A 25763-nucleotide genomic window follows, 5' to 3' on the forward strand; every position below is an offset into this window, starting at 1 on the left:
TTTCTAATTTTTAGCGGTTTTTTGTTCATCTTTTACTTTTATATCTGTTCCTAAACGCTGTATGTATGCAATTAAAGCTACAATCTCTCTGTTTTTCATTTCAACAAAAGCTTCACCGTTTTCATTGGCATATTTTTTATCTGCTTCATAGGTTTTTGCAAAATCAGGATCAGCATATAAGTTTTCTTCAATTTTTGCTCCTTGTGTTAACATATCTTTTTGAGCATTTTCAATTTCTTCTTTAGTATATGGTACACCTAAACTTACCATAGCTTCCATTTTATCTATTGTTTTAGATTTATCCAATTCGCTATTAATTAGCCACTTGTAAGAAGGCATTATGGAACCTGGAGATGTACTTTGTGGATCATACATATGGTTTAAGTGCCAACTATCTGAATATTTTGCTCCAACTCTATGTAAGTCTGGTCCTGTTCGTTTACTTCCCCATAAAAATGGATGGTCGTATACAAATTCACCTGCTTTAGAATATTCTCCATAACGTTCTACTTCACTTCTAAAAGGTCGTACCATTTGCGAGTGACATCCTACACAACCTTCTCTAATATAAATATCTCGACCTTCTAACTCTAAAGGTGTGTATGGTTTTACACTACTAATAGTTGGTATATTAGATTTTACTAATAAAGTTGGTACAATTTGTACTACACCACCAATTAAAATAGCAATGGTTGCATAAATTGTTAATTTTATTGGTTTTCTTTCTAACCAAGTGTGATAACCTTCACCTTTTGTTCTATATTTTGGAACTTTTTTTAAGGCTGGTGCTTCTGCTAATTCATCTTCTACTCCACTTCCAGATTTTACAGTTCTAACAACATTATATAACATTACAATAGCTCCAACTATAAACATACTTCCCCCTATAGCACGCATCCAATACATTGGAATGATTTCGTTTACAGTTTCTAAAAAATTACCATAAGTTAATGAACCATCTGGATTAAATTGTTTCCACATTGATGCCTGAACAAAACCAGCAACATACATTGGTAAAGCGTATAAAATAATACCTAAAGTTCCAATCCAAAAGTGAAAATTCGCTAAAGCTTTAGAGTATAATGTTGTTTTGAACATTCTTGGTATCATCCAGTACAACATACCAAACGTTAAGAAACCATTCCAAGCTAATGCTCCAACATGTACGTGTGCAATTATCCAATCACTGAAATGTGCTATTGCATTTACATTTTTTAAAGATAACATTGGACCTTCAAAGGTTGCCATACCATATCCTGTAATGGCTACTACCATGAATTTTAAAACAGGATCTGTACGTACTTTATCCCAAGCACCTCTTAAAGTTAACAATCCGTTTATCATACCACCCCAAGAAGGTGCTATTAACATCACAGAAAATGCAACTCCTAAATTTTGTGCCCATTCTGGTAAAGACGTGTATAATAAATGGTGAGGACCTGCCCAAATATAAATAAAGATTAAAGACCAAAAGTGAACAATAGATAACCTATAAGAATACACTGGTCTGTTTGCAGCTTTTGGTACAAAATAATACATTAATCCTAAGAATGGTGTAGTTAAGAAAAATGCAACTGCATTATGTCCATACCACCATTGCACAAGTGCATCTTGTACACCTGCATAAACTGAATAAGATTTTAAAAAACCTACTGGTAAGGCTAAACTATTAAAAATATGTAGTACTGCAACCGTTACAAAAGTTCCTAAATAGAACCAAATTGCAACGTATAAATGACGTTGTCTTCTTTGTAAAATTGTCCAAATCATGTTTACACCAAATGCCACCCAAACCAAAGCAATGGCTATATCTATTGGCCATTCTAATTCTGCATATTCTTTAGATGAAGTATATCCTAATGGAAGTGTAATGGCTGCTGCTACAATAATTGCTTGCCAACCCCAAAAGTTAAAATTACTTAAAAAGTTACTTGCCATTCTAGCTTTTAACAACCTTTGTAATGAATAGTAAACACCTGCATATATTGCATTACCTACAAAAGCAAATATTACTGCATTTGTATGTAATGGTCTTAAACGCCCAAAACTTAACCATGAAATACCATCTGTTAAGTTTGGAAATAAGAACATAAACGCAAGTAATAAACCTACACTAAAACCTACGATACCCCAAAATAGTGTTGCGTAGATGAATTTTTTTACGATTTTATTATCGTAATAAAATTGTTGCATTTCCATAATTTTAAATTTAATCTTTAGTTAATTTTTCTTGATTGACTTTTACTAGTTCATCATCAAACAGCATACGAACAGATGGCGTGTATGAATCATCATACTGTCCTTTTTTTACTGAATAAATAAATGCGATAAAGAATACAATTGCCACTAAAATACTTAGTGTTAGTAGTAGGTATATTACGCTCATATCTTGCCTGATAATTTATTACATCAAAAATACTATTGATGAGTTTATTAAAATATGACATTTATCATATTTCTTAATTTTTTGTTAAACCGATAATTCTAAAATGGTTTCATTTTTAATGCATCCATTAAATAGTCATAGAAAATAATTGTGTTTTCGGTTTATTTTCTAACAAATGAAAATCGAAAGCCATACAAATATTACGTACGTATGGTCTTGCTTTTTCTGGGATAGAAAGGAAGTTTTCATGTACATTAACCAAACCGTCTTTCTCCATTTCTTCTAATAACTTTAAATGATTTTCAACATTATTTATTTTCATATTATCAGCTTCCCATGAAGTGGAAAAATGACACATCATATTTAAAATATGTTTTCTTATAACTCTATCTTCTTCTGTTAATAAATGCCCTCTAAAAATTGGAATTTCACCTTGGTTTACTAACTTTTGATATTCCTTAACCGTTTTTACATTTTGTGCAAATGCGTACCAAGAATCGGAAATTGCAGACATACCCAAACCAATCATTAACTGAGTTTTATTTGCTGTGTAGCCCATAAAATTTCTATGCAATGTTTTATTAATAGTTGCTTTATACAAGCTATCTGTTTTGAGTGCAAAATGATCCATTCCTATTTCTTCGTATCCTAATTCTGCAAACAATTCTTTTCCGATTTCGTACAACTCTCTTTTTTCGTCGTTTTTTGGTAAATCGTCTTCATTAAAACCTCTTTGTCCTACACCTTTTACCCAAGGAACATGTGCGTAACTGTAGAATGAAATTCTATCTGGTTGTAATTCTTTTGTTTTATTTATGGTATGAATTACAGCTTCTTTGGTTTGAAATGGTAAGCCGAAAATTAAATCGTGACTTATAGATGTATACCCAATTTCTCTTGCCCATTTTGTTACTTGTGCTACAGCTTCAAAAGGCTGAATTCTATGAATCGCTTTTTGTACTTTTTCGTTGTAATCTTGTACGCCAAAACTAACTCTGCTAAAACCACAATTAAACAACGTTTGCAATTGTTCTTTGGTGGTATTATTTGGATGACCTTCAAAACTGAATTCATGATCTGGATGTTTTTCAGCAATTGAAAAAATACCATCCATTAAATATTTTAAATTTTCTTTTGAGAAAAAAGTAGGGGTTCCTCCTCCTAAATGCAACTCTTTAATTATAGGTTTTTCATTTACCAAAGCCACATATAGTTTCCATTCTTTTAAAACCGTTTCTATATATTCCTCTTCTACTTCGTGACGCTTCGTAATGTGCTTATGACACGCACAAAACGTACACAACCTCTCACAAAATGGTAAATGAATGTAAATACTAATTCCTTCTGAAGAATTACTTTCTATGAATGATTTTTGAAACGAATCAATCCAATCTTGTTTATTTATTCCTTCTTTATTCCAGTATGGAACTGTTGGATAACTCGTGTATCTTGGTCCTGGAATATTATATTTTTGAATGAGTGATTGCTTCATAATTATTTTATTTTATTTCCTAAAAAATTAGTAGAAACTGTAGTAAAAACAACAATACTTATAGAACTTAATGGCATTAAAATTGCTGCTACAACAGGCATTAATTGTCCTGTTACTGCAAAATACAACCCTATAACATTGTAGCATAAAGAAAGTAGAAAGGCATATTTTATAATTTTAATTGCTTTTTTTGATGCCTTGATATAAGTGCCAATTTTATTAAACTTTTCAGCATCTAAAATTCCGTCACAAGCTGGAGAAAATACGTTTATATTTTCTGACAATGCAATACCAACATCACTTTGAGCTAAAGCACCAGCATCATTTAAACCATCGCCAATCATGGCTACTTTTTTATTATCTCTTTGAAGTTTTGCTACAACGTTTAATTTATCTTCTGGTTTTTGGTTGAATAGCAAATTGGTTTCTACTGGTAAATTTTCTTGTAAATATTTTTTTTCACCTTCATTATCTCCAGAAACTACAGATAAATTATAAGTTTTTTTTAAGGATGAAAACAACGTTTTTACACCTTTTCTATAGGCATTTTTAAATATGAATTTCCCTTTATATTCGTCATTATAACTTATATGAACAGCTGTATCTAAAGTTGCTTTTTCGTTATTGTTTTTAACAAAAGAAGCTGCACCTAATTTTAGTGTGTTTTCTTCATAGTTTGCACTTATTCCTTTTCCAACAACTTCATTATACTGAACAATGGCAACAGTTTCAACTGCATTAAAAGTATGGTACAAAGTTCTACTTAATGGATGATTTGAAGCTCTTAAAGTACTTTTTAAAATACTTTTTTCTTGCTGATTTAGAGGAACTCCTTCATAATTAATGGTACTTTCTTTATTCGTAGTTAAAGTTCCTGTTTTATCGAAAATTAGTGTATCTATTTTCGCTAATTGCTCTATTACAGTGGCATTTTTTAAATAGAATTTCTGCTTCCCAAAAATACGCAACATATTTCCTAAAGTGAAAGGCGCCGCCAATGCTATTGCACAAGGACAAGCAATAATTAGAACTGCTGTAAACACATTTAATGCTTTGCTGGCATCGAAAAACAACCAATATGCTGTGGAGAAAAATGCAATTAACAAAACAGCAATTGTAAAGTTTTTGCTAATATTATCAGTAATCGTTTTAAAATGCGATTTGTTGTCTTTCTGAAAAACATCGTTACTCCACAACTGTGTCAAATAACTCTGCGAAACAGAGGACAAAACCTCCATTTCTATGACTCCAGAGAGTTGTTTACCACCTGCAAATAATTTATCACCAGATTTTTTGTGAATTGGATTTGCTTCACCAGTTACAAAACTGTAATCTATTTCTGCATTTCCATTGATTAAAATTCCATCTACAGGAATTAATTCTTGGTTTCTAATTAATAATCTGTCACCTTTATCAACATCATAAATCTGAATATTTTCTTCTTTACCTTCCGAAGAAATTTTAGTTACTGCAATAGGAAAATACGATTTATAGTCTCTTTCAAAAGATAAAAAATTGTAGGTTTTTTGTTGAAAAAATTTGCCTAATAATAAAAAGAAAACCAACCCTGTTAAACTGTCGAAAAAACCAGTTCCTAAATCGAAAATAATTTCTATAGAACTTCTTATAAATAATACAGAAATTCCGAGTGCAATAGGAACATCAATATTTAAAATTTTAGAGCGTAAACCTTTGTAAGCTGAAACAAAATAGTCTTTACCAGCATAAAAAACAACTGGTAATGAAAAGAAAAACATTAACCATCTGAAAATATTTTTATATTGTTCTAACCAAAATTCTGACACTTCAAAATACTCTGGGAATGATAAAAACATTACATTCCCGAAAGCGAAACCTGCAACACCTAACTTGTAAGTTAAACTTCTATCTACCACCTTTTTTCCTGCTTCGTAATCTTCTAAACTAATATATGGTTCGTAACCAATAGAACTTAATAATAATACAATTTCTTTTAAAGATGTTGTTGTTGAATTATAAGTTACTCTTACTGTTTTTTTAGGGAAATTTACTTGAGATGATGATATTTTGGAGTTTAATTTGTGTAAGTTTTCTAACACCCAAATACAAGAACTACAGTGTATGTGTGGAATATACAAGGTTACTATTTGTGTATTTCCATCAGAAAATTCTAACAGTTTTTGTACAATTTCTTCATTATCAAGAAAATCATATTTACCCTGAATTTCTGAAGGAATAGCTCCTGGATTGTCTTGAAAATTGTAATAACAAGTTAAATCATTTTCTGAAAAAATTTCATAAACAGTTTTACAACCATTACAACAAAAAATTTTTTCATCGAATTTAATTAAATCATCATCACAAGAATCACCACAGTGATAACATTGTGTAGATTTCATATTTACTCTTTTGCCTTGTGCAAATTTCCGATAAGAGTTACTTTTAAAACATGATATTTATCAGGTTTTTAATATCTTTGATATGAATATAACTTGATATTTTCATGAGCAAATGCGAACAATGTATTATTAGACAGTTTAATTCTTTTAAGTACCTATCTAAAGAAGAGTTATTAAGATTATCTTCATGTAAAACTTCTAAAATTATAAAAAAAGGAGAGACTATTTTCGAAGAAGGAGATCACTTAAATGGACTTTTTTGTATTAAAGATGGTGTTTGTAAGGTTTCTAAAATGAGTGAAAATGGTAGAAATCAAATTATAGATTTAATCCAAAAAGGCGATATTATTGGAGAAAGAAGTTTGGTTTCTGACGAAACTTCAAACTTAAAAGCGGTTGCTTTAAATGATATGGAAATTTGTTTTATTCCAAAAGAAGAAATCATCAGAGATTTGTCAAAAAACCCCAATTTTACAATGGGGGTTTTAAAAGATTTGGCAAATAACTTAAAAAAAGCTGACAACGTAATTGTTGACATGGCTCAAAAAACAGTGAAACAAAGACTTGCTGAAACACTTATAAAGTTAAAGGAAAAATTTGATTTAAATGAGGATGGTATTATAAACATACAGCTTTCTAGAGAAGATATTGCCAATATTATTGGAACAGCTACAGAATCTGCCATTCGTTTGCTTTCTGACCTTAAAAAGAAAAAGATAATTGAATTTAAAGGAAAAGAAATTAAGATTTTAGATATTAAAGGATTGGAAAAAATTGCACATGGTTTTTAAGCTTGTTTTTTGTTTAAAATGAATACCCAATCGCAAAATTAAAAACGGGCTCATCTACTCTGAAATCCCAACGTTTATCTTCATCTAAAGCTGGGTCATGAAAAGGTGCTGCTAAATCAAAACGAATAACAAATCCTTGAACATCTATTCGCAATCCAACTCCTGCTCCCATACCCAATTCATTTATAAAATTAGAAGTAAATTTATCTTTTCCATTGAATGCTGGGTTTGATTCTGAATTCCAAACGTTTCCTGCATCCGCAAAAACTGCACCTTTAAAGAACGAATATATTGGAAAACGATACTCGATATTTGCCTCCAAACGAATGTTTCCTGTTTTATCGAAAAAAGTTCCATTTGTTTGAGGATCATTTTTTTCATTATAAGTTCCTGGTCCTAAAGAACGAATTTGAAAAGCTCGTACACTGTAAGGACCTCCAGAAAAATATTGCTTCACAAAAGGAACTACATCTGAATTTCCATACGCATAACCATAACCTGCAAAAAGTCTTGCTGCGATAGTTTGCTCCATATTTCTGCCAAAATTATAATGGTATCTAAAATCTACGTCTGCTTTGGCATATTGTGCATATTGCAAACCTAAAAATTCTTTTGGTTTTCCTGCTTCTGTTTCTTTTGCAAACAAACTTATGGAATTACCTGCCACATCTACTGTAGAATTTGCAAAAAATTGATGTGTTTTATTGGCATTAACCATTTCATTATACGTAAAGGAAAATGTAAGTCCAGAAATAAACTGTTGGTCGAAACTACGTTGTAAAAAAGGATTTTTTTGTAAAATTTCGTCAAATGTTTCTGTAGTATTTGAAAGTCTTGTATAATTTACAGAAACAGGGTTAATTTCATAGGTTATGTATCTGTTAGCATTCCAAACATAACCGAAAAACAAATTTCCAGATAATAAGGTGTATAATTTACTTCTACTTAAGTACGTAGCACTTAAACTTGTTTTTGTTTTGGGAACTGAATATTCGAAAAAATCTTCTTTAAAAGAAAAAGGTGCAATTACTCTTGGAAAAATTAGTTCTGTTTTTAAACCTAATTCTAAGCTGCTTAACCCTAAATTATCTCCACTTGCAATTTGTGTTTCGTAACCAATATTTGAACTTATATTTAACGTTTCTCCTCCTTTAAATAAATTTCTATTACTGTAAGTTAAACTTAACTTTGGGCCAGCAAAATTATTAGATTTTGTGACTGCTTGTAACTCTGCTCTTATGGCGCGTTTTGTTAATGGAGAAAGAAATATGTTGGCTTCTAATGCTCCTAAACTATCTGTTAAAACAGTATCTATTTCTTTGTACTGAATATTTACATATTTGTAGGCTCCAATGCCAGATAAACGTCTTGCTGTATTTTTTGAGGTAATTGGATTGTAAAATTCGCCCTCTTTTAAGGTTATAAATTCGTCTAAATACTTTGGTTTAAAATAAACTGAATCTTGAAAATAATTTTTGTTTTTGTAACGGTTTGCCTTGGTTTTTGTAGTATCCTTTAAATCGTAATCTGGGTATATGTTAATTTGTTTTATTTTATAGGGTACAGTAGCTTCTTTGGGTACTTCTGCCTTCATTTTTAAAAATAAATCGAATTTTTTATTTTTATATTGATTGGTATCTGATTCAAAAAGTAAAAAGTTGGCGTTGAAATTATAATATCCTTTTTTCTTTAATTCAATATCTAATCTTTGTCGTTCTTGTTTTAGATTTGATAAACTAAATCGCATATTTTTTTTAAATGGAGAGCTTTTTGATGCCTCTAAAACATCCTTATAAATTGGCGAAACCATGCTATCTATTTGATAGGTTTCCATTCTGTATGGTTCTGGTACTTTTAAACTATAAGTTATAGAGGCTTCTTTTTCTTTTTCTGTGAAAGAAGATGTAATTCTGCTGTAGAAGAAACCATGATTTTCGAGTCTGTTTCTAAGAATTTCTTGCATTTCATACGTCTCTACATCTGACTGATAAACTGGTTTTTGCCCAAATTGCTTAAATAACCATTTATTAACAAATCCAGGATTTTCTTTTTGATTTTTATAGTAATAGTATAAACCCAAATGCATCCCTAAAAATTTAGTATTTGGTTTTGGTCGTAAAACGGTTTTTAAATCCGTTTTTAATTCACTTACTTTTTGTACAGTAGAATCTGCCTCTAAATTAATTGTAGCTCCAGTATATAAACGTTTTTCTTCTGGGATGTATTTTTTTATGCTACAAGCATATAGCATTGTAATTAAAAAAAGTAAAAATGTAAAATATGTAGCTGTTTTTTTCAAAATTTAGTTCTTTTTCTTGTCAATACTTTTTTTGGTATTATTTTCTTTTACCTCTTTTTCTTTTTTATTTTTTTCTTCTTCTTTTTTACTTTGAGAGCGCAAAATTGCATTCCAAAGTTCGTTGAATTCATTGAATTCTTTTGTGAAAATTAATGCGATACCGCTTACAATTGTTTGACCATCTATTACATTTTCAAACTTACTTTCTCGAAACCCTTTTAAGCGATACCTACCATCTTCAGTAATTTTATATTCTAAACTTACATTACCTATTAATGGTGAATTTTCTTCTGTAGTACTACTTCCTTGTACATCTACTTCACTTCCAACTCTTACTGTTAACCTATCATTAAATAATTTTTTTTGTGCTGCAATGTCTAATTGAGTTCTATCTGTTGGAGCATCACCTTGATAATCTGTAAAACTATTTAAACCAAAATCTAACTCTATACCAGAACTACCTAAGAGTTTGTCTGAGTAAGCATTTAATTGTCCGGAAATTGCGTCGTTTAAATTATTTCTTGCCACAGTTGCAAAACCACCAGAACTACCATCACTTCCTGAATCTGGATAAAATCTGTTTAATACTAATAACGAAAAAACTTGCTTGTTTAATTCTGCTTCTTGCTGGTTTACTTGTTGAACTCGACCGTAAACTTGCCCTCCAATTGCTCCACGTTCGTCTTCTGCCATGTCTAAAGCAAAAGATATTTTTGGTTGTAATAATTCACCATCAATATTTAAATAAACTTGAAATGGTAGTACCTGTTTGTATTTGCTTTTTACTGACGCATCAGCGTCAGAAATTTGTGATGCCATTAGTGCTGATGCAGCTGTTTCTACTTTATAAATTGCTTTTACATCTAATTTTGCGTCAAAAGGATCACCAGACCAACTTACACGACTTCCTGGAGCTATAGAAAACTTTCTATCAACTAAATTGTAAAGATTTAGTTCGTAATGACCATCATATATTTCATAACCTCCTGTAAAATTAATTCTTCCATTTGGAACCATTGTAAAGTTAAAATCACCATCTCCCGAAACTTTAAAATTATCACCAGTATTTTTATTTATAACAACTGTAACTGCTGCTTTTTTATCGATTTTTAAATTTGCAGAAATATCAAAACCAGTAATTGTAGCTGTTTGTTCTTCAGTTCTTGTTAAAATTGCATTGGGTTTTTCTCTATTTACAAAAGCAACTACACCATCTCTTTCTTCAATATTTGCATAGGTTGTTGGCATTACGTAAGTAACATTTGTACCTTCACCTAATTTTAGTTTTGCGTTTAGTTTTGGAATTTGTAGATCGCCTGTTAGTTTTGCGTTTACGTTGAATGTTGCTATTCCATAAAAAGATTCATTATCTTCTTTTGTTGCGTTTAACATTCGAAAGTTTTTAGCATTTAGATTTAAGTCGAAAGTTGGATTTAAAAAACTTTTTGTGCCTATTTTTCCTGATAAGGTTAAGGTGTTTTTTTTCGCATCTAAAACTGTAAAGTTTTTTAGCAATAGCCCACTATTATCTACTTTTAAAGTTTCGTTTTTTAATAAAAATTTTGTGTTTAGCTTTGAGATGTTAAAACCTGCGTTGTTAAAGTTTAGCTCACCATTATATTTTGGTTCGGAAGTTGTACCTGTTACTTTAAATTTACCTGAAAAACTGCCATCTGTTTCTTTGATTTCTCCTAAAGAAAAAGTATTTAAGGCTTTCATTTTAAATTCATTTATAATTAAATCTAAATTCAAATTAGCTTCGGAATTACTCACTAAATAATCTCCTTCTAAATTTAGGTTTACATCACCATCTTTTAAGGCTGCATTAAAGTCGTATTTGCTATAACCCAAAGATTTAGCATTTATGTTTAATGTGCCTAAATTTGTTTTTAAAACTTCTAATTTGGTAACTTTTAAATCTGCAACAATACCTGCATCTTGAAAAGGATCTTCTAAAATAAAATCACCATTTAAAATTCCTGTGGTAATTTCGGTTTCTGGGTTCAGGTAATTAAAAACTTCATTTATATTAAAATTCTCATACTCAATTGCAATATGAGTTTTACTAATATTTGGTAATTTATCGGTGATTTCTATGGACTGATTTCCTTTTTGTATTTTAAATTCTTGAAATTCTAAATTATTATTTACCAATACAATTTCATTGTTTTTGGGAATTGTCCATTTTTCTTTATTTAAAATTAAGCTATCATTATTAACTGTAAATCTTAATCTTTCTCTATTACCTGTAATTTTTGTGTTTACATTCATTAAGGTTTTACCTTTATGTGAACCTGCAAAATTTAATGATAACTCGTTATTATTTTGGTTACCTGTAATATATGTTCTTGGCACATCTAATGGACCAGCAGTTATGTTTTTAAACCCTAAATTGAAATTAAAATTGTCTTTATCTGTATTCATAGAAAACACTAAACTATCTAGCTCATTGCCACTATAATTTATGTGTGGGGCTGTAATATTTGCTTTTAATTGTCTTTCTTTTTCATTAAAATTCACAGATACATCAATGGTATCTATGTCTTTTACATTTACTAAAAAAACATCTTTTAATAATGATGTTTGAGATATTTTACTTTTTAATTTTAAATTTACTGGATTTTTAATAGAATCTACTACTTTTTCATCTCTATAAAAATAACTACTTATGTGACGTTCTAATGCTTTGGAAAAAGTTTGTGGATCTGTGTTTGATTCTAGCTTAAAATCAAGCATTTTATTTTTTACAGATACAGAAGTTGTATCTTTATTTACGTATCCATTTGCTTGAATTGATCCTAAAAGATAAGTTCTATTATCATATACAATTACACCGTTAATAATGTTTCCATCTATTTTATATTGTTCTGAATTCCCTTCAAAATCTACAGAAATATCCATTCCTGTTTTTACGTTTCTGTTCATTAAACCTAAAGCTTGTAAATCTGCCCCAATAACATCTAACTTTACAGAAGCTTTTGATGCTATAGAATCTAATGAAACGTCTCCATTTAGTGCTATATTTAGGTTTGTATCTTTGTATTTTGATGTTATGTTTCCTTCTCCATTTTTAATATCACCATTAATAACTAAGTCTTTTATTGCATAATTATTTAAAGTAAATTTAGATACGTTTGCTTCTAAGGTTGCATCTAAATTATTTACAGTTTTTCCACTTCCTTTTGAATTTAGTGTTAAGCTTAATTCACCAAATTGGGGATTGTTTAATAATTCATTTACCTTATAATTATCAATTTCTACAACTGCATCATAGCTTAGTGTATTACTATTGTTGAAGTTACCTTTAATTTTTGCAATTCCTTGAGTGGTTTCAATTTTTAATTTGGTTGAAATATTTTCTAGAGAACCAGAAATATTACCTGTAAGTAAAACGTCTTCTGGCAACTGAACTCCTAATTCTTTTTCACTTATAAACTGATTGATATCGCTACGTTTTGTATTCGCTTTTAAGTTTGGAATATTTACAGATAATTTGTTGGGATTTGTAATGTTTTTAAAAGTACCAGCTGTAGAAAGTGTTGTATATTTTCCCCAATTTATTTTTGCACTTTGTAAATTAACTGCTGCCAAATTACCTTTAGCTTGTATGTTTCCAGAAATTAATTTATTGCTCGCTTTTTTTAGATAAATATTTTCTTTTAAAGAAGGCTGAAATTTAAAAATCTCTTTTAAAGATGCCGTAAATGAAGGAATATTTACATTAACTTTTGTTTTTTCAGGTGTTTTTAATAGTTGATTTAGTGATACATAATTTAATGATACATCCCCAGAAAGCCTATTTTCATTTAGTTTAAAATTGATATTGTTTAAATTCATTGTTGAGTCTGTTGCTTCAAACTCAAACGCTAATTGATTCAAATTTAAACCTGAAGCTTCCTCAAAATTAAATTGCTGTAAATCAGCACCTGCTGTATTCTCTTTTAAATAAAAATCTGTACCTTTTACAGTAAAATTACGAAACGAAATTGCTTTTGGATTAAATGTATTTTTTTGTGGTTTTGCATTATTTTCAAAATAACCGATTTTATTATTACTTAAGTTTATTTCGCTAATATTTACATTAACACTAGGCCATTCTATTGCTAGTTCTTTTGTATTGTTTTTAGTACTTAAAGGTTTATTTAAAAAGGTATTAAGTACTATTTTGGAGTTTTTTAGCTCAACTTTTTCTATGTCAATTTCTTTTTGTGCTAAATCTATTTGAGAGTTTTCTATAGAGAAATCTGTAATATTTACGTCAGAATTTAATTTATCTATTTGTGATTCGTAATACGCTTTAACATTTTTAATCTTTAAATTTTCTAAAGAAAACTTTGGTAATGGAACTTCTGTAGTATCTGTTAATTGAGACGGTTTTTGAATAAACTTTATTGTTGAATTTTGTAGCTTTATATCGTTGGCATCAAAAATCATATTTTCTAGATCTGTTTTTTGCATTTCTGCAGCCAACTCTCCAATTTTAAAATGACTGTCTATTCCTAAAACTTCATCATCATATAATACATCAATATTTTTGAAAAGCAAATCACCCAAAACAACATCAACAGGTTTTGTAGTATTATCATTCACTGATGCATTTCTGTTTTCTGAAGCAAAAGCATCAATTAAAAATTGAAAATTATAACCCGAAATGGTATCTTTTCTAACAATGTTTGCTTTAAAGGTTTGTAAATCTAGATTATCTACACCAACTGCAGTTCCTCTAATCATTTTCCAAAGAGGAATATTTGCTTCTAAGGTTTTAGCGTACACTAAAGTATCACCTTTTTTATCTTCTAAATACAAGCCATTTAACTGCACACCTCCATCAAAAGTTATAAAAAGTTTTTCTATTGCTACTTTTGTATTTGTTTTATCGGAAACGTAACCAACAATTTTGTCTACAATAATATTTTGCCCCCAAGAACTTCTAATAAAAAGTACTACTAAAAATAAAAACAAGAGAATACCTGAAAAAACCCTCAATGTTCTTCTTAAAAAACGATATTTTCTTTTTTTTTCTTTTTTTGCAGACATTTAATAGCTTGATTATTAAGACTGCAAATTTACGTTAGTAAAATGAGTCAATTTATTTTTATTAACTATTATTTTAACTCTTACAGCACAAAAAAACCTCAACAAAATGTTAATATTTTTATTTTAGTTTTGGTTTTATTTCAATATTTGAGCCTATATTTGGTAATATCTTGCAATATAACAAGAATTATCACTTCGATTCACGCGAAATATTACTTACTCTTTAAAAAAAACTATAGAACTTAATTTGCAAGCAAAAGTAAAATATATTTACTCTCTAACTTTATGCTTCAAGGTAGTTTTAATCGTTTTGATTTTGGCGCATAATATATTTTTGATGGTCAATTTTCTTTGGTATTTTGTTAGCTTTAAATCCTATAAAAAAGTTCCAAATAATCCCTTTATAACTTTTGTAAGTACTTTTGCTGGTATGAAGTGGCAAGGTTTTCGTTTTAGATATTCTTACAATGCAAATACAACACAAATTTTAAATACTGGAAAGAACACACGAATTTTTTATATCTTATGACTTTGCCATAAGTAGAAGGTATTTAGACCGCTTTAAATGTGTTTCTTATTTTTAAAATAAAAAGAAAACAAAGATTTTTAAAATAAAAAAAGCTCTTCAAAATTTGAAGAGCTTTTTGCGGTCTGGACGGGACTCGAACCCGCGACCCCCTGCGTGACAGGCAGGTATTCTAACCAGCTGAACTACCAGACCGTTGCTTTTAGCGGTTGCAAATATATAATAGATTTTAATATCTACAAACAAAAAAATGATTTTTTATTTAATTTTTTTTCTACTAATTAAATATTTTGTGAGAATTTGGTTGAATCCTGAATGAATATCTACAGGAACATAATCAATTTTATATTGCAAACATTTATTTTTCAATTCTTTAAAGTAATTCTCTATAATTTCTTTGTATTTCTCTTGAACATTCTCTGCATAAACATTTATTTCTTCTCCGGTTTCTAAATCTACAAATTTTTTCGGTGCATTGTCAAAATTGAAATTCAACTCAGTTTTTCCATCAAAAGTGTGGAATAAAACAACTTCATGCTTGTTATATTTTAAATGACGTAATGCTTCAAATAACGCTTCATCATTTTTTGAAGTTTGAAACATGTCTGTAAAAACAAAAATTAACGAACGTCTGTAAATTTTTTCAGCAATTTCATGAAGATATCTATAAGTGTCTGTAGTTGTCTTTGAATCTGAAACCAACAACTGCTCTAATTGATTTAATAACATTTTTCTATGACGCTCACTTCCTTTTTCTGGAGCATAATATTCGTAAGTGTCTGAGTAAATACTGAGACCTACTGCATCTCGTTGCTTTTTAAATATTTCCATCAAAGCAGCTGCTGCAACTGCAGAAAATCCTACTTTATTTAAAGAATCTACTGTTTGCTTTTTTACTATTGGATAATGCATTGAGGCTGAATTATCTATAATTATATGACAACGTAAATTTGTTTCTTCTTCATATTTCTTAGTATACAGCTTCTCTGTTTTAGCAAATAATTTCCAATCGATATGGCGCGTGCTTTCTCCTTTATTGTACAATTTATGTTCGGAAAATTCTACAGAAAATCCATGAAAAGGGCTTTTATGCATTCCTGTGATAAAACCTTCTACCACTCGTTTGGCAAGTATGTCTAAATTTTTAATTTCTGAAGATTGTACATTTGATAAATCCATATTATTTTTTAATTTCTTGCGCTCTTAAAAGATCATCTGTAGTTTGTAGTAATTTTTTTTCTAAAATAGGATTGTAATTTGGATTTTCATCTAAAAATTCATTTAAAATTTCAAACGCTTCTTTTGATGAGTAATTTCCAATAGAACTTGCCAACCATCCTTTTGGAAAGAAAATATCGCCCGTTAATTGCACCTCTTCTAATTTTTCTAAGATAGACTTTAAATGTTTTGTTGATGTTTGTTGTCTTAAAGGGTGATGAATGTTATTTAAAGCGCTTTGTACCCAAGATTCTTTCTCTCGGTTTTCTTTTTGTAAAAGCGATTTCATAAACGTATCTCTCACGCTTTCGTCATTTGAAAGCGATGGTAACAACCATTTAAAACGCTCTAACCTGTCAGGATTTGAAATTCTAGTTTGTTGTTCTTCTAATATTTCTATTGATTTTGGATGTTTGAAAATTGCCAATTTCATTGCCAAAGAAGTGTAATCGTTTTCATTTAAAAAAAGATTGTCAATTTTCTTCTTTTTATTCCAAATATTATAGAGATTTGAACACCCAATTGGATTAAAAGCCACAGATTTATATAGTCCAAATAATGTTTTCTTGATGTTTGATGACAAATCTTTTTCTAACATAATTGAGATTTCTTTTTCAATTTTAATTTGAGCAAAATACCTTTCTTCATCATTTAAAAATGTCCAAAATATATGCTGAATTCTACCAGATAAATAACCTGTAATTAATTCGTTTTCTTCTTTATGGATTGCCTCCAAATACACATTATAAGTTTCTAATGGAGTTATTACTCCATTTAGCATATTCTCGTACAAATTAATAAATTGGTATCCTCTTGAAACTTCATCTTTGATATCTTTATAAGTATTTACCTGATTTTTGTATACGGGAAAAACGCCATAACCAAATCCGTTTGTGTTGTATAAAACTTGTCCGGGTTTAAAATCTTTAGTAGCTGAAGTAATATCAAAAGATTTACCCATGTTTTTTATGTTGATGTTTTTTACATATCCTCTTTCGTCTATCAACTGAATTTTAAAAGATTGCGTCCAAATTTTATCTAAACCGTCTTCTGCTTTTTGATGGATGATAAACTTTGTTACATTTCCTTTATCATTCAATTCAATTTCTTCATAAAAAATGGGTCTTCCAGATGAGTTCACCCAAACATCACTCCAATTTTTAATATTACCTTCTGATTTTTTATCTAAAATAGCAACCAATTCACTCCAATCTGCATTTGAGTTTTTATAAGTTTTAATGTATTCTTGAATTCCTTGTTGAAAAACCTCTTCGCCTAATAAATATTCTAACTGACGCATCATTATTGGCGCTTTATTATAAATTATTCTTCCGTATAAAGAGCCTGCATTTTTTAAGTTTCCTAAATATTGACGAATAGCATTTGTACCTTTTGTTCTATCTTCTGAATAAGCACTTGGGTAATGCGTCATCATAAAACTTAAACTGTGGTTTATTTCTGGAAAAACAGGATTCATAATTTTATCTGCCATAAAATTGGCAAAAACTTCTTTCATCCAAACATCGTTAAACCATTTCATGGTTACCAAATCACCAAACCACATGTGTGAAGTTTCGTGAGCAATTAATTTTGCTCTGCTTAATTTTCTATTTTGAGTGGCATTTTTATCTAAAAATAAAGATGATTGCCTGTATTGAATTGCTCCTACATGCTCCATTCCACCATATTGAAAAGGTGGAATTGCGGCAAAATCCATTTTTTGAAAAGGAAATTTTTCTTGTGTGTAATTTTCTAAAAATGTTAATGAATTTTGATGAATTTTAAAAACCTCACTTACACTTTCATCAATTTTTTCTTGGTTATTTTCTCTGTATAAAAATCTCATATCAAAAGCTCCAGGATTTTTTATTTCTTCTGTAAATTTTCCAGCTAAAAAAGAAAACAAATACGTGCTCATTAAATCGGTTTGAGCGAAAGTGTGCTCTGTAAAACCATCAACTTCTATGGCACTTTCTTCAAAACCGCCACACATTACTTTCCAATCATTTGGCGCAGTAATTCTTAATTTATAATTGGCTTTTATATTTGGCTGATCAAAACAAGGGAATAGTGTACTGGCTCTATCTGGAACTAGCAAAGTGTACAAAAATTCTTCATTTCTATTTAAAGATGTTTCTCCGGCATTAAAAAATATTTCTATTGAATTTTTACCAGAATTCAATAATTTTTTATCGATAATTAAATGCTCATTTTCGTGTTTTATTTCTGATGTATTGCCATTAACTCTCAAAGATTTTAAATACGATTTATCTTCATTAAAATCTAAAATCAAATCATTTTCAAGATTATTTAAAGATAATTCTAAAAATAGTTTCGAGGAAATTGGACTTGTTTTTTCTTTGGGAATTTTAAAATCTAATTGATATACAATATCCGAAATTTGTTGTTTTCTTAATTGTGCCAATTCTAAAGAAATTCCTTTTTCAAGAACTGCTTTATTCTCATTGGTTTTATTGCAAGAGATAAGAATTAGTAAGCAAAATAGGTATGATAAATTCTTCATTAAATTTTATTTTATATTAAAATTCTGCAAAAAAAGCAGTATTTGTTCTTTTTACAATCGCAAGAAATAACATTGTTATTATTTAAAATAGAGTTTCACTAAAATAAAAAAAGGTTTAGCATTCGCCAAACCTTTTCAGTATTATAAAATATTAATTATTACTACAAAGCAGCATCAATTTTTCCTGTATAAGTGTTTTTTGGAGCAACTCCAACTTGTTTATCTACAACTTCTCCGTTTTTAAATATTAAAACAGTTGGTATGTTTCTAACACCATATTTTGCAGCAAACTCTTGATTCGCATCTACATCTACCTTACCAACAACAGCTTTACCTTCATATTCTGCATGAATTTCATCTACGATTGGTCCAACCATTCTACAAGGTCCACACCAAGCAGCCCAAAAATCTACTAATACTGGTTTGTCTGATTTTAATACTACTTCTTCAAAATTTGCGTCTGTTATTTCTAATGCCATTTTTTATATTTTTAGTTTATTACTTCAAATTTGTAATACAAAAGTAATCAATTTATTTGCTTTCTATATTTTTGAAAAATTACTTTTTACTATTTATCTATCAATAGTCTTTATGCAAATAAAATAAAACTTTAACTATTAATGTGAGTTTTAATCTTAAAATAATAATAAAATATTTAAAATAATTCTGAAGCTATTGCATGAATATTATCACTTTTACCCATTGAATAATAGTGCAAAACAGGTACTCCTGCAGCTAACAATTCTTTAGATTGTTGGATTGCCCATTCAATACCAATTTGACGAACATCTTTGTTAGTTTTACAATTTTCGACAGAAGATATTAGGTTTTCTGGTAAATCAATTTTAAAAACTTGCGGTAATAATTGTAAATGACGTTTTACTGCAATTGGCTTAATACCTGGAATAATTGGCACATTAATGCCTATGTTTTTTGCAGCTTCAACAAACTCAAAATACTTTTTATTATCAAAAAACATTTGTGTTACAATATAATCTGCACCAGCGTCTACTTTTTCTTTCAAACGTTTTAAATCGGTTTGTAAAGAGGGTGCTTCTAAATGTTTTTCTGGATAGCCTGCCACACCAATACAAAAATCTGCTTTGTTTGAAGCTTCTATAACATCATGTAAATATTTTCCGCAGTTTAAATTTTGAATTTGTTTTACCAAGTCTGTTGCATACACATTTCCACCTTCATTAGGTTTAAAATATTTTTGATGACTCATAGCGTCTCCTCTTAAAGCCATTACATTATCAATTCCTAAATAATGACAATCTACCAAAACATATTCTGTTTCTTCTTTGGTGAAACCACCACACAACACATGTGGTACAGTATCTACGTCATATTTATGCTTGATTGCAGCACAAATACCTACTGTTCCAGGACGCATTCTGGTAATTTTTCTATCTAATAATCCATTACCTTTATCTATATAAACGTATTCTTCTCTTGAGGTCGTTACGTCAATAAAAGGCGGATTAAACTCCATTAACGGGTCTATATTATTATATAAATCTTGAATATTATTACCTTTTTTAGGCGGTATAATTTCAAATGAAAATAATGTTTTTCCGTTTGCTTTTTGTATATGTTCTGTAATCTTCATTATGCTGAATTTGTTTCAGTAATTTAGAAGAAATAAGCAATTATTAATGCAGTAATAGTTAACGTAAAAAGTTTTAGAAAGAACAATAACTCTAACCTATATTTTCTCATTTCGTTTATTTTTTCTGCAAAATTCTTATTTCTATTTTTATGTATTGTTAGTTAAAATAAAATAAATTGTTAATTTATTATGATTCTTTTATTCTTCGGCTAAAATTGGATGCAACCATTTTCTTGCCTTTTCTTTTGTGATTCCTTTTCTTTTTGAATAATCTGTTACTTGATTGTCTGTGATTTTACCCAAACCAAAATATTTTGCTTCTTTGTTGGCAAAGTAATATCCAGAAACTGCTGCTGCTGGCCACATTGCTAAACTTTCTGTAAGCTTTACTCCTATTTGATTTTCAACATCCAACAGATTCCAAATCGTTTCTTTTTCTAAATGATCTGGACATGCAGGATACCCAGGTGCAGGACGAATTCCTTTGTAACTTTCTTTGATTAAATCGTCGTTTGTTAAAACCTCGTCTGAAGCATATCCCCAATGTTTTGTTCTAATTTGTTTGTGCAAATATTCTGCAAACGCCTCAGCAAACCTGTCTGCAATGGCTTGTGCCATAATTGCATTGTAATCGTCTTCTTTTGCTTTGTATGAATCTGCTAATTCTTGAGCTCCAAAAATAGCTACACAAAAAGTACCTATATAATCTGTTTTATTACTTTCTTTTGGGGCAATAAAATCTGCCAAAGCGATATTAGGTATTCCTTCACGTTTTTTTAATTGCTGACGTAAGGTTCTAAAAATAGCAACTTCTTTGCCTTTTTTCTGAACAGAAATATCATCTTCATTGATTGAATTGGCTTCAAACAACCCAAAAATTGCTTTTGGTTTTAAAGATTGATTTGCAATAATTTCTGCAATCATTTGTTGCGCTTCCTCATACATGATTGAAGCTTGTTCGCCTACTACTTTATCTGTTAGAATATCTGGAAATTTTCCATGTAAATCCCAACTTCTAAAAAACGGACTCCAATCGATAAAAGGCACTAATTCTTTTAAGCTTAATTGCTCTAAAGTTTGAATTCCTAATTCTTTTGGTTTTACAATTTCTGAAGTTTCCCAATCAATTTTATACTTACGTTTACGAGCTTCATCAATAGAAATATATGATTTTTCTTTACCGCGCTTTAAAAACTTGGTTCTGAACTCGTCGTAATCTTTTTTTAATTTTGCTGTATATAAATGACTAGATTTCTTGTTTAACAAATCACCAACAACTGTTACTGCTCTTGATGCATCATTTACATGAACTACTGCATTTTTGTATTGGGTATCAATCTTAACAGCTGTATGTGCTTTGGATGTTGTAGCACCACCAATTAACAACGGAACCTCAAAATTTTGACGCTGCATTTCTTTCGCCAAATACACCATTTCATCTAAAGAAGGTGTAATTAATCCGCTTAAACCAATAGCATCTACACGTTCATCTATAGCAGTTTGAATGATTTTTTCTGGTGGAACCATCACTCCTAAATCTACAATCTCGTAGTTATTACAAGCCAATACCACACTTACAATATTTTTACCAATATCGTGCACATCACCTTTAACAGTTGCCATTAATATTTTTCCAACAGGTTCTGATTTATCGGATTTAGCTGCCTCAATAAACGGATTTAAATATGCAACTGCTTTTTTCATGACACGTGCAGATTTTACCACTTGTGGCAAGAACATTTTTCCTGCGCCAAATAAATCGCCAACCACATTCATCCCAATCATTAAATGACCTTCAATCACTTCAATAGGAGCTGTAGCTTCTTGTCTTGCTTGCTCTACATCTTCTATAATAAACGCATCAATTCCTTTAACCAAAGCGTGGGTAATTCTGTCTTGTAACGGATTTTCTCTCCAAGATAAATCTGCTGTTTTCTCTTTTGAAGTTCCTTTTACAGTTTCTGCAAAATCGAGTAAACGTTCTGTGGCATCTTCTCTTCTATCTAAAATTACATCTTCTACGTGTTCTAATAAATCCTTTGGAATATCATCATACACCTCCAACATTGCAGGATTTACAATTCCTATATTCATCCCATTTTGAATAGCATAATACAAGAAAACTGTGTGCATTGCTTCTCTAACAGTATTGTTTCCTCTAAACGAAAACGATACGTTACTTACACCTCCACTTACAGAAACATTAGGTAAATTTTCTCTTACCCATTTTGTAGCTTCAATAAAATCGATAGCATTTCTTTTGTGTTCATCCATTCCTGTTGCTACAGGAAATATGTTTAAATCAAAAATGATGTCTTCACTAGCAAAACCAACTTTGTTTATCAAAACATCATAAGAACGTTTTGCTATTTCTATTCTGCGTTCGAAATTATCTGCTTGTCCAACTTCGTCAAAAGCCATTACAATGACTGCTGCTCCATAACGTTTTATTTGAGTGGCTTCCCAAATGAATTTTTCTTCTCCTTCTTTTAAAGAAATAGAGTTCACCACACATTTACCTTGAACCACTTGTAAACCGGCTTCTATGATTTCCCATTTTGAGGAATCAATCATAATAGGTACTCTACAAATATCTGGCTCAGCAGCAATTAAGTTCAGAAAACGAACCATGGCTTCTTTACCGTCAATTAAACCATCATCAAAGTTAATATCTATAATTTGAGCGCCACCATCTACTTGATGTCTTGCAATATCTAACGCTTCATCAAATTTTTCTTCTTTTATTAGGCGTAAAAACTTACGAGAACCTGCAACATTTGTTCGTTCCCCAACATTGATAAAGTTGCTATTTTCATTTAAAACCAAAGGCTCTAAACCAGACAGTTTCATATATCGCCTTTCTTGGTTGTTGGTTGTTGGTTGTTGGTTGTTGGTTTTACTCATCTCTATAACTTTTTATAATAATTGATAAAACCATTTAATAGTTTTTTACTTGAAATTACTTTTTCCAAAATACTTTTTAATTCTTTTTCTGAAATATATTCTAAATCAAAAGATAAATACAATTGTGTTTCAACTTCTTGCAAAGATCCTTTAGCTATGTATAAAAAATGAATTGTTTCTTTATTTGATTGTCTACCAATTCCTTCTGCAATATTTGATGGAACAGAAACTACACATCTTCTTATCTGATTACTTAATCCATACAATTCTTCATTAGGATAAGATTTTGTTAATAAGTACACCAACTTCACTAATTCTCTCGAATATTTCCAAACATCTAAATCTGTATAATTCATGTTTTTAGTTACTGGTTTTTGGTTGAAGGTTTATAGTTATTTGTTTATAGTTGATGGTTTGTGGTTTATGGTTTGTGGTTGATACTAACAACCAAAAACTAAAAACCACCAACTAGCCTTGGTTTATATTTAGCAGCGATATTTGCAATTACTTTTATATGCTCTGGACTTGTACCACAACAACCTCCAATAATATTGATTAAATTTTTCTTTAAATATTCCTCTATCTGCTCTCCCATTTCTTCTGGAGTTTCATCATATTCACCAAAAGCATTTGGTAATCCTGCATTTGGATGTGCAGAAATTGCAAACTCAGTTTTATTCGCAATTGCTTCTAAGTGAGGTTGCAATAAATTGGCACCTAGTGCACAATTGAATCCTACTGATAATAATGGAATGTGGGAAACAGAAATTAAAAAAGCTTCTGCTGTTTGCCCTGATAATGTTCTCCCTGAAGCATCAGTAATAGTTCCACTTAACATTACAGGTATTTCAATATTACGTTCTTCTTTTACTTGCTCAATAGCAAATAAAGCAGCTTTTGCATTTAAAGTATCAAAAACCGTTTCTACCAATAATAAATCTGCACCTCCATCTAATAAAGCTTCAGTTTGTTGCTTGTAGGCAATACGTAATTCATCAAAAGTTACTGCTCTATAACCAGGATCATTTACATCTGGAGACATACTTGCTGTTCTGTTTGTTGGACCAATTGAACCTGCAACAAAACGTGGTTTGTGAGGTTCTTTAGCTGTAAATTCATTGGCAACTTCTCTGGCTATTTTAGCTGATTGATAATTTAATTCGTACACCAAATCTTCCATTTGATAATCTGCCATTGCAATAGTAGTTCCAGAAAAAGTATTGGTTTCTACAATATCTGCACCTGCTTCAAAATACTTAGCGTGAATGGTTTTGATAGCTTCTGGCTGTGTAATAGACAATAAATCGTTGTTACCTTGTAATGGAGTTGGATAATCTTTAAAGCGCTCGCCTCTAAAATCTTCTTCAGTGAATTTATAAGCTTGAAGCATTGTACCCATTGCTCCATCTAAAATTAAAATTCGTTCTTGTAATGCTTTGTAAATGTTTGACATTTTTTGATTTTTTTATCAATATATGTCATCAGGAAAGGTGTTTTTTTCGCTGTTATCTTTCAAGCCAAAGCTTGTAGAATGTAGCACCTTTCTCATAAGTGAGAGGTTGCCAAGGCTTCAATGGGTCTAATCCCTCTGCCTTTCGTGATAACGTAAATCAATAAGATTATGAACTATACTGCAAATAAACGGATTATTTTTTTATTTGCAGTATTTTTTATGCTGAACTTGTTTCTAAATTATAAAATTCTATACTTTTTCAAAAAGAGCTGAAGATAAATAACGATCTCCTCTATCGCAAATAATTGCAACGACTACACCATTATCTAATTTCTCTGCAACTTTAATGGCGGTTGCCACAGAACCTCCACTACTCATTCCTGCAAAAATACCTTCTTCTGCAGCTAATCTTTGTGTCATTTCTATAGATTCTTCTTCACTTACTTCTATTACTTCATCAACTTTATTTCTATTGAAAATTGCTGGCAAATATTCTTCAGGCCACTTTCTAATTCCTGGGATTTTGGCTCCATCTTTAGGTTGAGCTCCGACAATTGTAATATTTTTATTTTTTCCCTTCAAGTAATCTGAAACTCCCATAATTGTTCCAGTGGTTCCCATGGCAGAAACAAAATGTGTTACTTGACCTTCTGTATCTCTCCAAATTTCTGGTCCTGTTGTTTTATAATGTGCTTTAGAATTATCAGTATTATCGAACTGATTCAACCTAAAGTATCCTTTTTTGTACTTTAATTTTAAAGCATAATCAATTGAACCTTCCATACCCAATTCTTGTGGAGTTAAATGCACTTTTGCTCCGTAAGCACGCATGGTTTTTACTCTTTCAATCGTAGAGTTTTCTGGCATTACCAAAACCATATTTACGCCTAATACTTTTGCCATTAATGCTAAAGCTATACCTGTATTTCCACTAGTTGCCTCAACCAAAGTGTCACCTTTTTTAATATTTTTTCTTCTTAAAGCTTCAGAAATCATATTATAAGCAGCTCTATCTTTTACGCTACCTCCTGGATTATTACCTTCTAACTTTAATAATAAAGTAACTCCATCTTTTTTGAAAATATTTTGAGCTTCTACCAAAGGCGTATTTCCTACAAAATCTATAATACTTTTCGTTTTCAT

General features: G+C 30.1%; 15 protein-coding genes, 1 tRNA gene and 1 riboswitch. Of the genes, 1 reads left to right on the plus strand and 15 read right to left on the minus strand.

The window, feature by feature from the left end:
* Positions 1-3: 3 nt before the first annotated feature.
* The 4 genes from ccoN to FDT66_RS01410 form a co-directional block, all read right to left on the minus strand.
* Entirely contained in the window at positions 4-2199 is a 2196-nt protein-coding gene (gene ccoN / locus FDT66_RS01395; RefSeq protein ID WP_138534361.1) for a cytochrome-c oxidase, cbb3-type subunit I, read from the minus strand.
* A 10-nt stretch (positions 2200-2209) separates the two neighbouring features.
* Positions 2210-2386: a cbb3-type cytochrome oxidase assembly protein CcoS gene (ccoS, locus tag FDT66_RS01400; protein WP_138534362.1), complete on the minus strand. Its 177-nt coding sequence runs from the start codon at positions 2384-2386 to the stop codon at positions 2210-2212.
* Positions 2387-2513: 127 nt separating this feature from the next.
* Complete coding sequence (gene hemN, locus FDT66_RS01405) at positions 2514-3878, minus strand: oxygen-independent coproporphyrinogen III oxidase (protein WP_138534363.1); 1365 nt, start codon at positions 3876-3878, stop codon at positions 2514-2516.
* A 2-nt stretch (positions 3879-3880) separates the two neighbouring features.
* Positions 3881-6256, minus strand: coding sequence for a heavy metal translocating P-type ATPase (locus FDT66_RS01410; protein WP_138534364.1), 2376 nt, complete (start codon positions 6254-6256; stop codon positions 3881-3883).
* Between the two features lie 104 nt (positions 6257-6360).
* On the opposite strand from FDT66_RS01410, the gene FDT66_RS01415 reads away from it, so the two are divergent.
* Positions 6361-7047, plus strand: coding sequence for a Crp/Fnr family transcriptional regulator (locus FDT66_RS01415; RefSeq protein ID WP_138534365.1), 687 nt, complete (start codon positions 6361-6363; stop codon positions 7045-7047).
* 13 nt (positions 7048-7060) lie between these two features.
* On the opposite strand, the gene tamL is transcribed toward FDT66_RS01415, so the two are convergent.
* The 11 genes from tamL to cysM form a co-directional block, all read right to left on the minus strand.
* A complete protein-coding gene (gene tamL / locus FDT66_RS01420) occupies positions 7061-9346 on the minus strand; it encodes a translocation and assembly module lipoprotein TamL (RefSeq protein ID WP_455430483.1) in 2286 nt (761 codons plus the stop codon).
* A gap of 3 nt (positions 9347-9349) precedes the next feature.
* The gene (locus FDT66_RS01425) at positions 9350-14383 is read right to left on the minus strand and encodes a translocation/assembly module TamB domain-containing protein (protein WP_138534366.1); all 5034 of its coding nucleotides are present in this window, start codon (positions 14381-14383) and stop codon (positions 9350-9352) included.
* Between the two features lie 647 nt (positions 14384-15030).
* A tRNA-Asp gene (locus FDT66_RS01430) sits at positions 15031-15104 on the minus strand.
* A 63-nt stretch (positions 15105-15167) separates the two neighbouring features.
* Positions 15168-16088 carry a DUF58 domain-containing protein gene (locus FDT66_RS01435; protein WP_138534367.1) on the minus strand — a complete coding sequence of 307 codons (921 nt, stop codon included), beginning with the start codon at positions 16086-16088 and terminating at the stop codon, positions 15168-15170.
* Between the two features lies 1 nt (position 16089).
* On the minus strand, positions 16090-18651 hold the full coding sequence (locus tag FDT66_RS01440) for a M1 family metallopeptidase (protein ID WP_138534368.1): 2562 nt from the start codon (positions 18649-18651) through the stop codon (positions 16090-16092).
* A 161-nt stretch (positions 18652-18812) separates the two neighbouring features.
* Positions 18813-19130, minus strand: coding sequence for a thioredoxin (gene trxA, locus FDT66_RS01445; RefSeq protein ID WP_088355373.1), 318 nt, complete (start codon positions 19128-19130; stop codon positions 18813-18815).
* Between the two features lie 176 nt (positions 19131-19306).
* The gene (metF, locus tag FDT66_RS01450) at positions 19307-20263 is read right to left on the minus strand and encodes a methylenetetrahydrofolate reductase [NAD(P)H] (protein ID WP_138534369.1); all 957 of its coding nucleotides are present in this window, start codon (positions 20261-20263) and stop codon (positions 19307-19309) included.
* Between the two features lie 198 nt (positions 20264-20461).
* On the minus strand, positions 20462-23167 hold the full coding sequence (metH, locus tag FDT66_RS01455; protein ID WP_138534370.1) for a methionine synthase: 2706 nt from the start codon (positions 23165-23167) through the stop codon (positions 20462-20464).
* A 2-nt stretch (positions 23168-23169) separates the two neighbouring features.
* Positions 23170-23523, minus strand: a complete 354-nt coding sequence (locus FDT66_RS01460) for a four helix bundle protein (RefSeq protein WP_138534371.1) — start codon at positions 23521-23523, stop codon at positions 23170-23172.
* A gap of 98 nt (positions 23524-23621) precedes the next feature.
* On the minus strand, positions 23622-24620 hold the full coding sequence (locus FDT66_RS01465) for a homocysteine S-methyltransferase family protein (protein WP_138534372.1): 999 nt from the start codon (positions 24618-24620) through the stop codon (positions 23622-23624).
* A gap of 49 nt (positions 24621-24669) precedes the next feature.
* A riboswitch (SAM riboswitch) is annotated at positions 24670-24774 on the minus strand.
* A 95-nt stretch (positions 24775-24869) separates the two neighbouring features.
* Positions 24870-25763: a cysteine synthase CysM gene (cysM, locus tag FDT66_RS01470; RefSeq protein WP_171032291.1), complete on the minus strand. Its 894-nt coding sequence runs from the start codon at positions 25761-25763 to the stop codon at positions 24870-24872.

The sequence above is a fragment of the Polaribacter aestuariivivens genome, assembly GCF_005885675.1.
In the GTDB taxonomy this organism is placed as follows: domain Bacteria; phylum Bacteroidota; class Bacteroidia; order Flavobacteriales; family Flavobacteriaceae; genus Polaribacter; species Polaribacter aestuariivivens.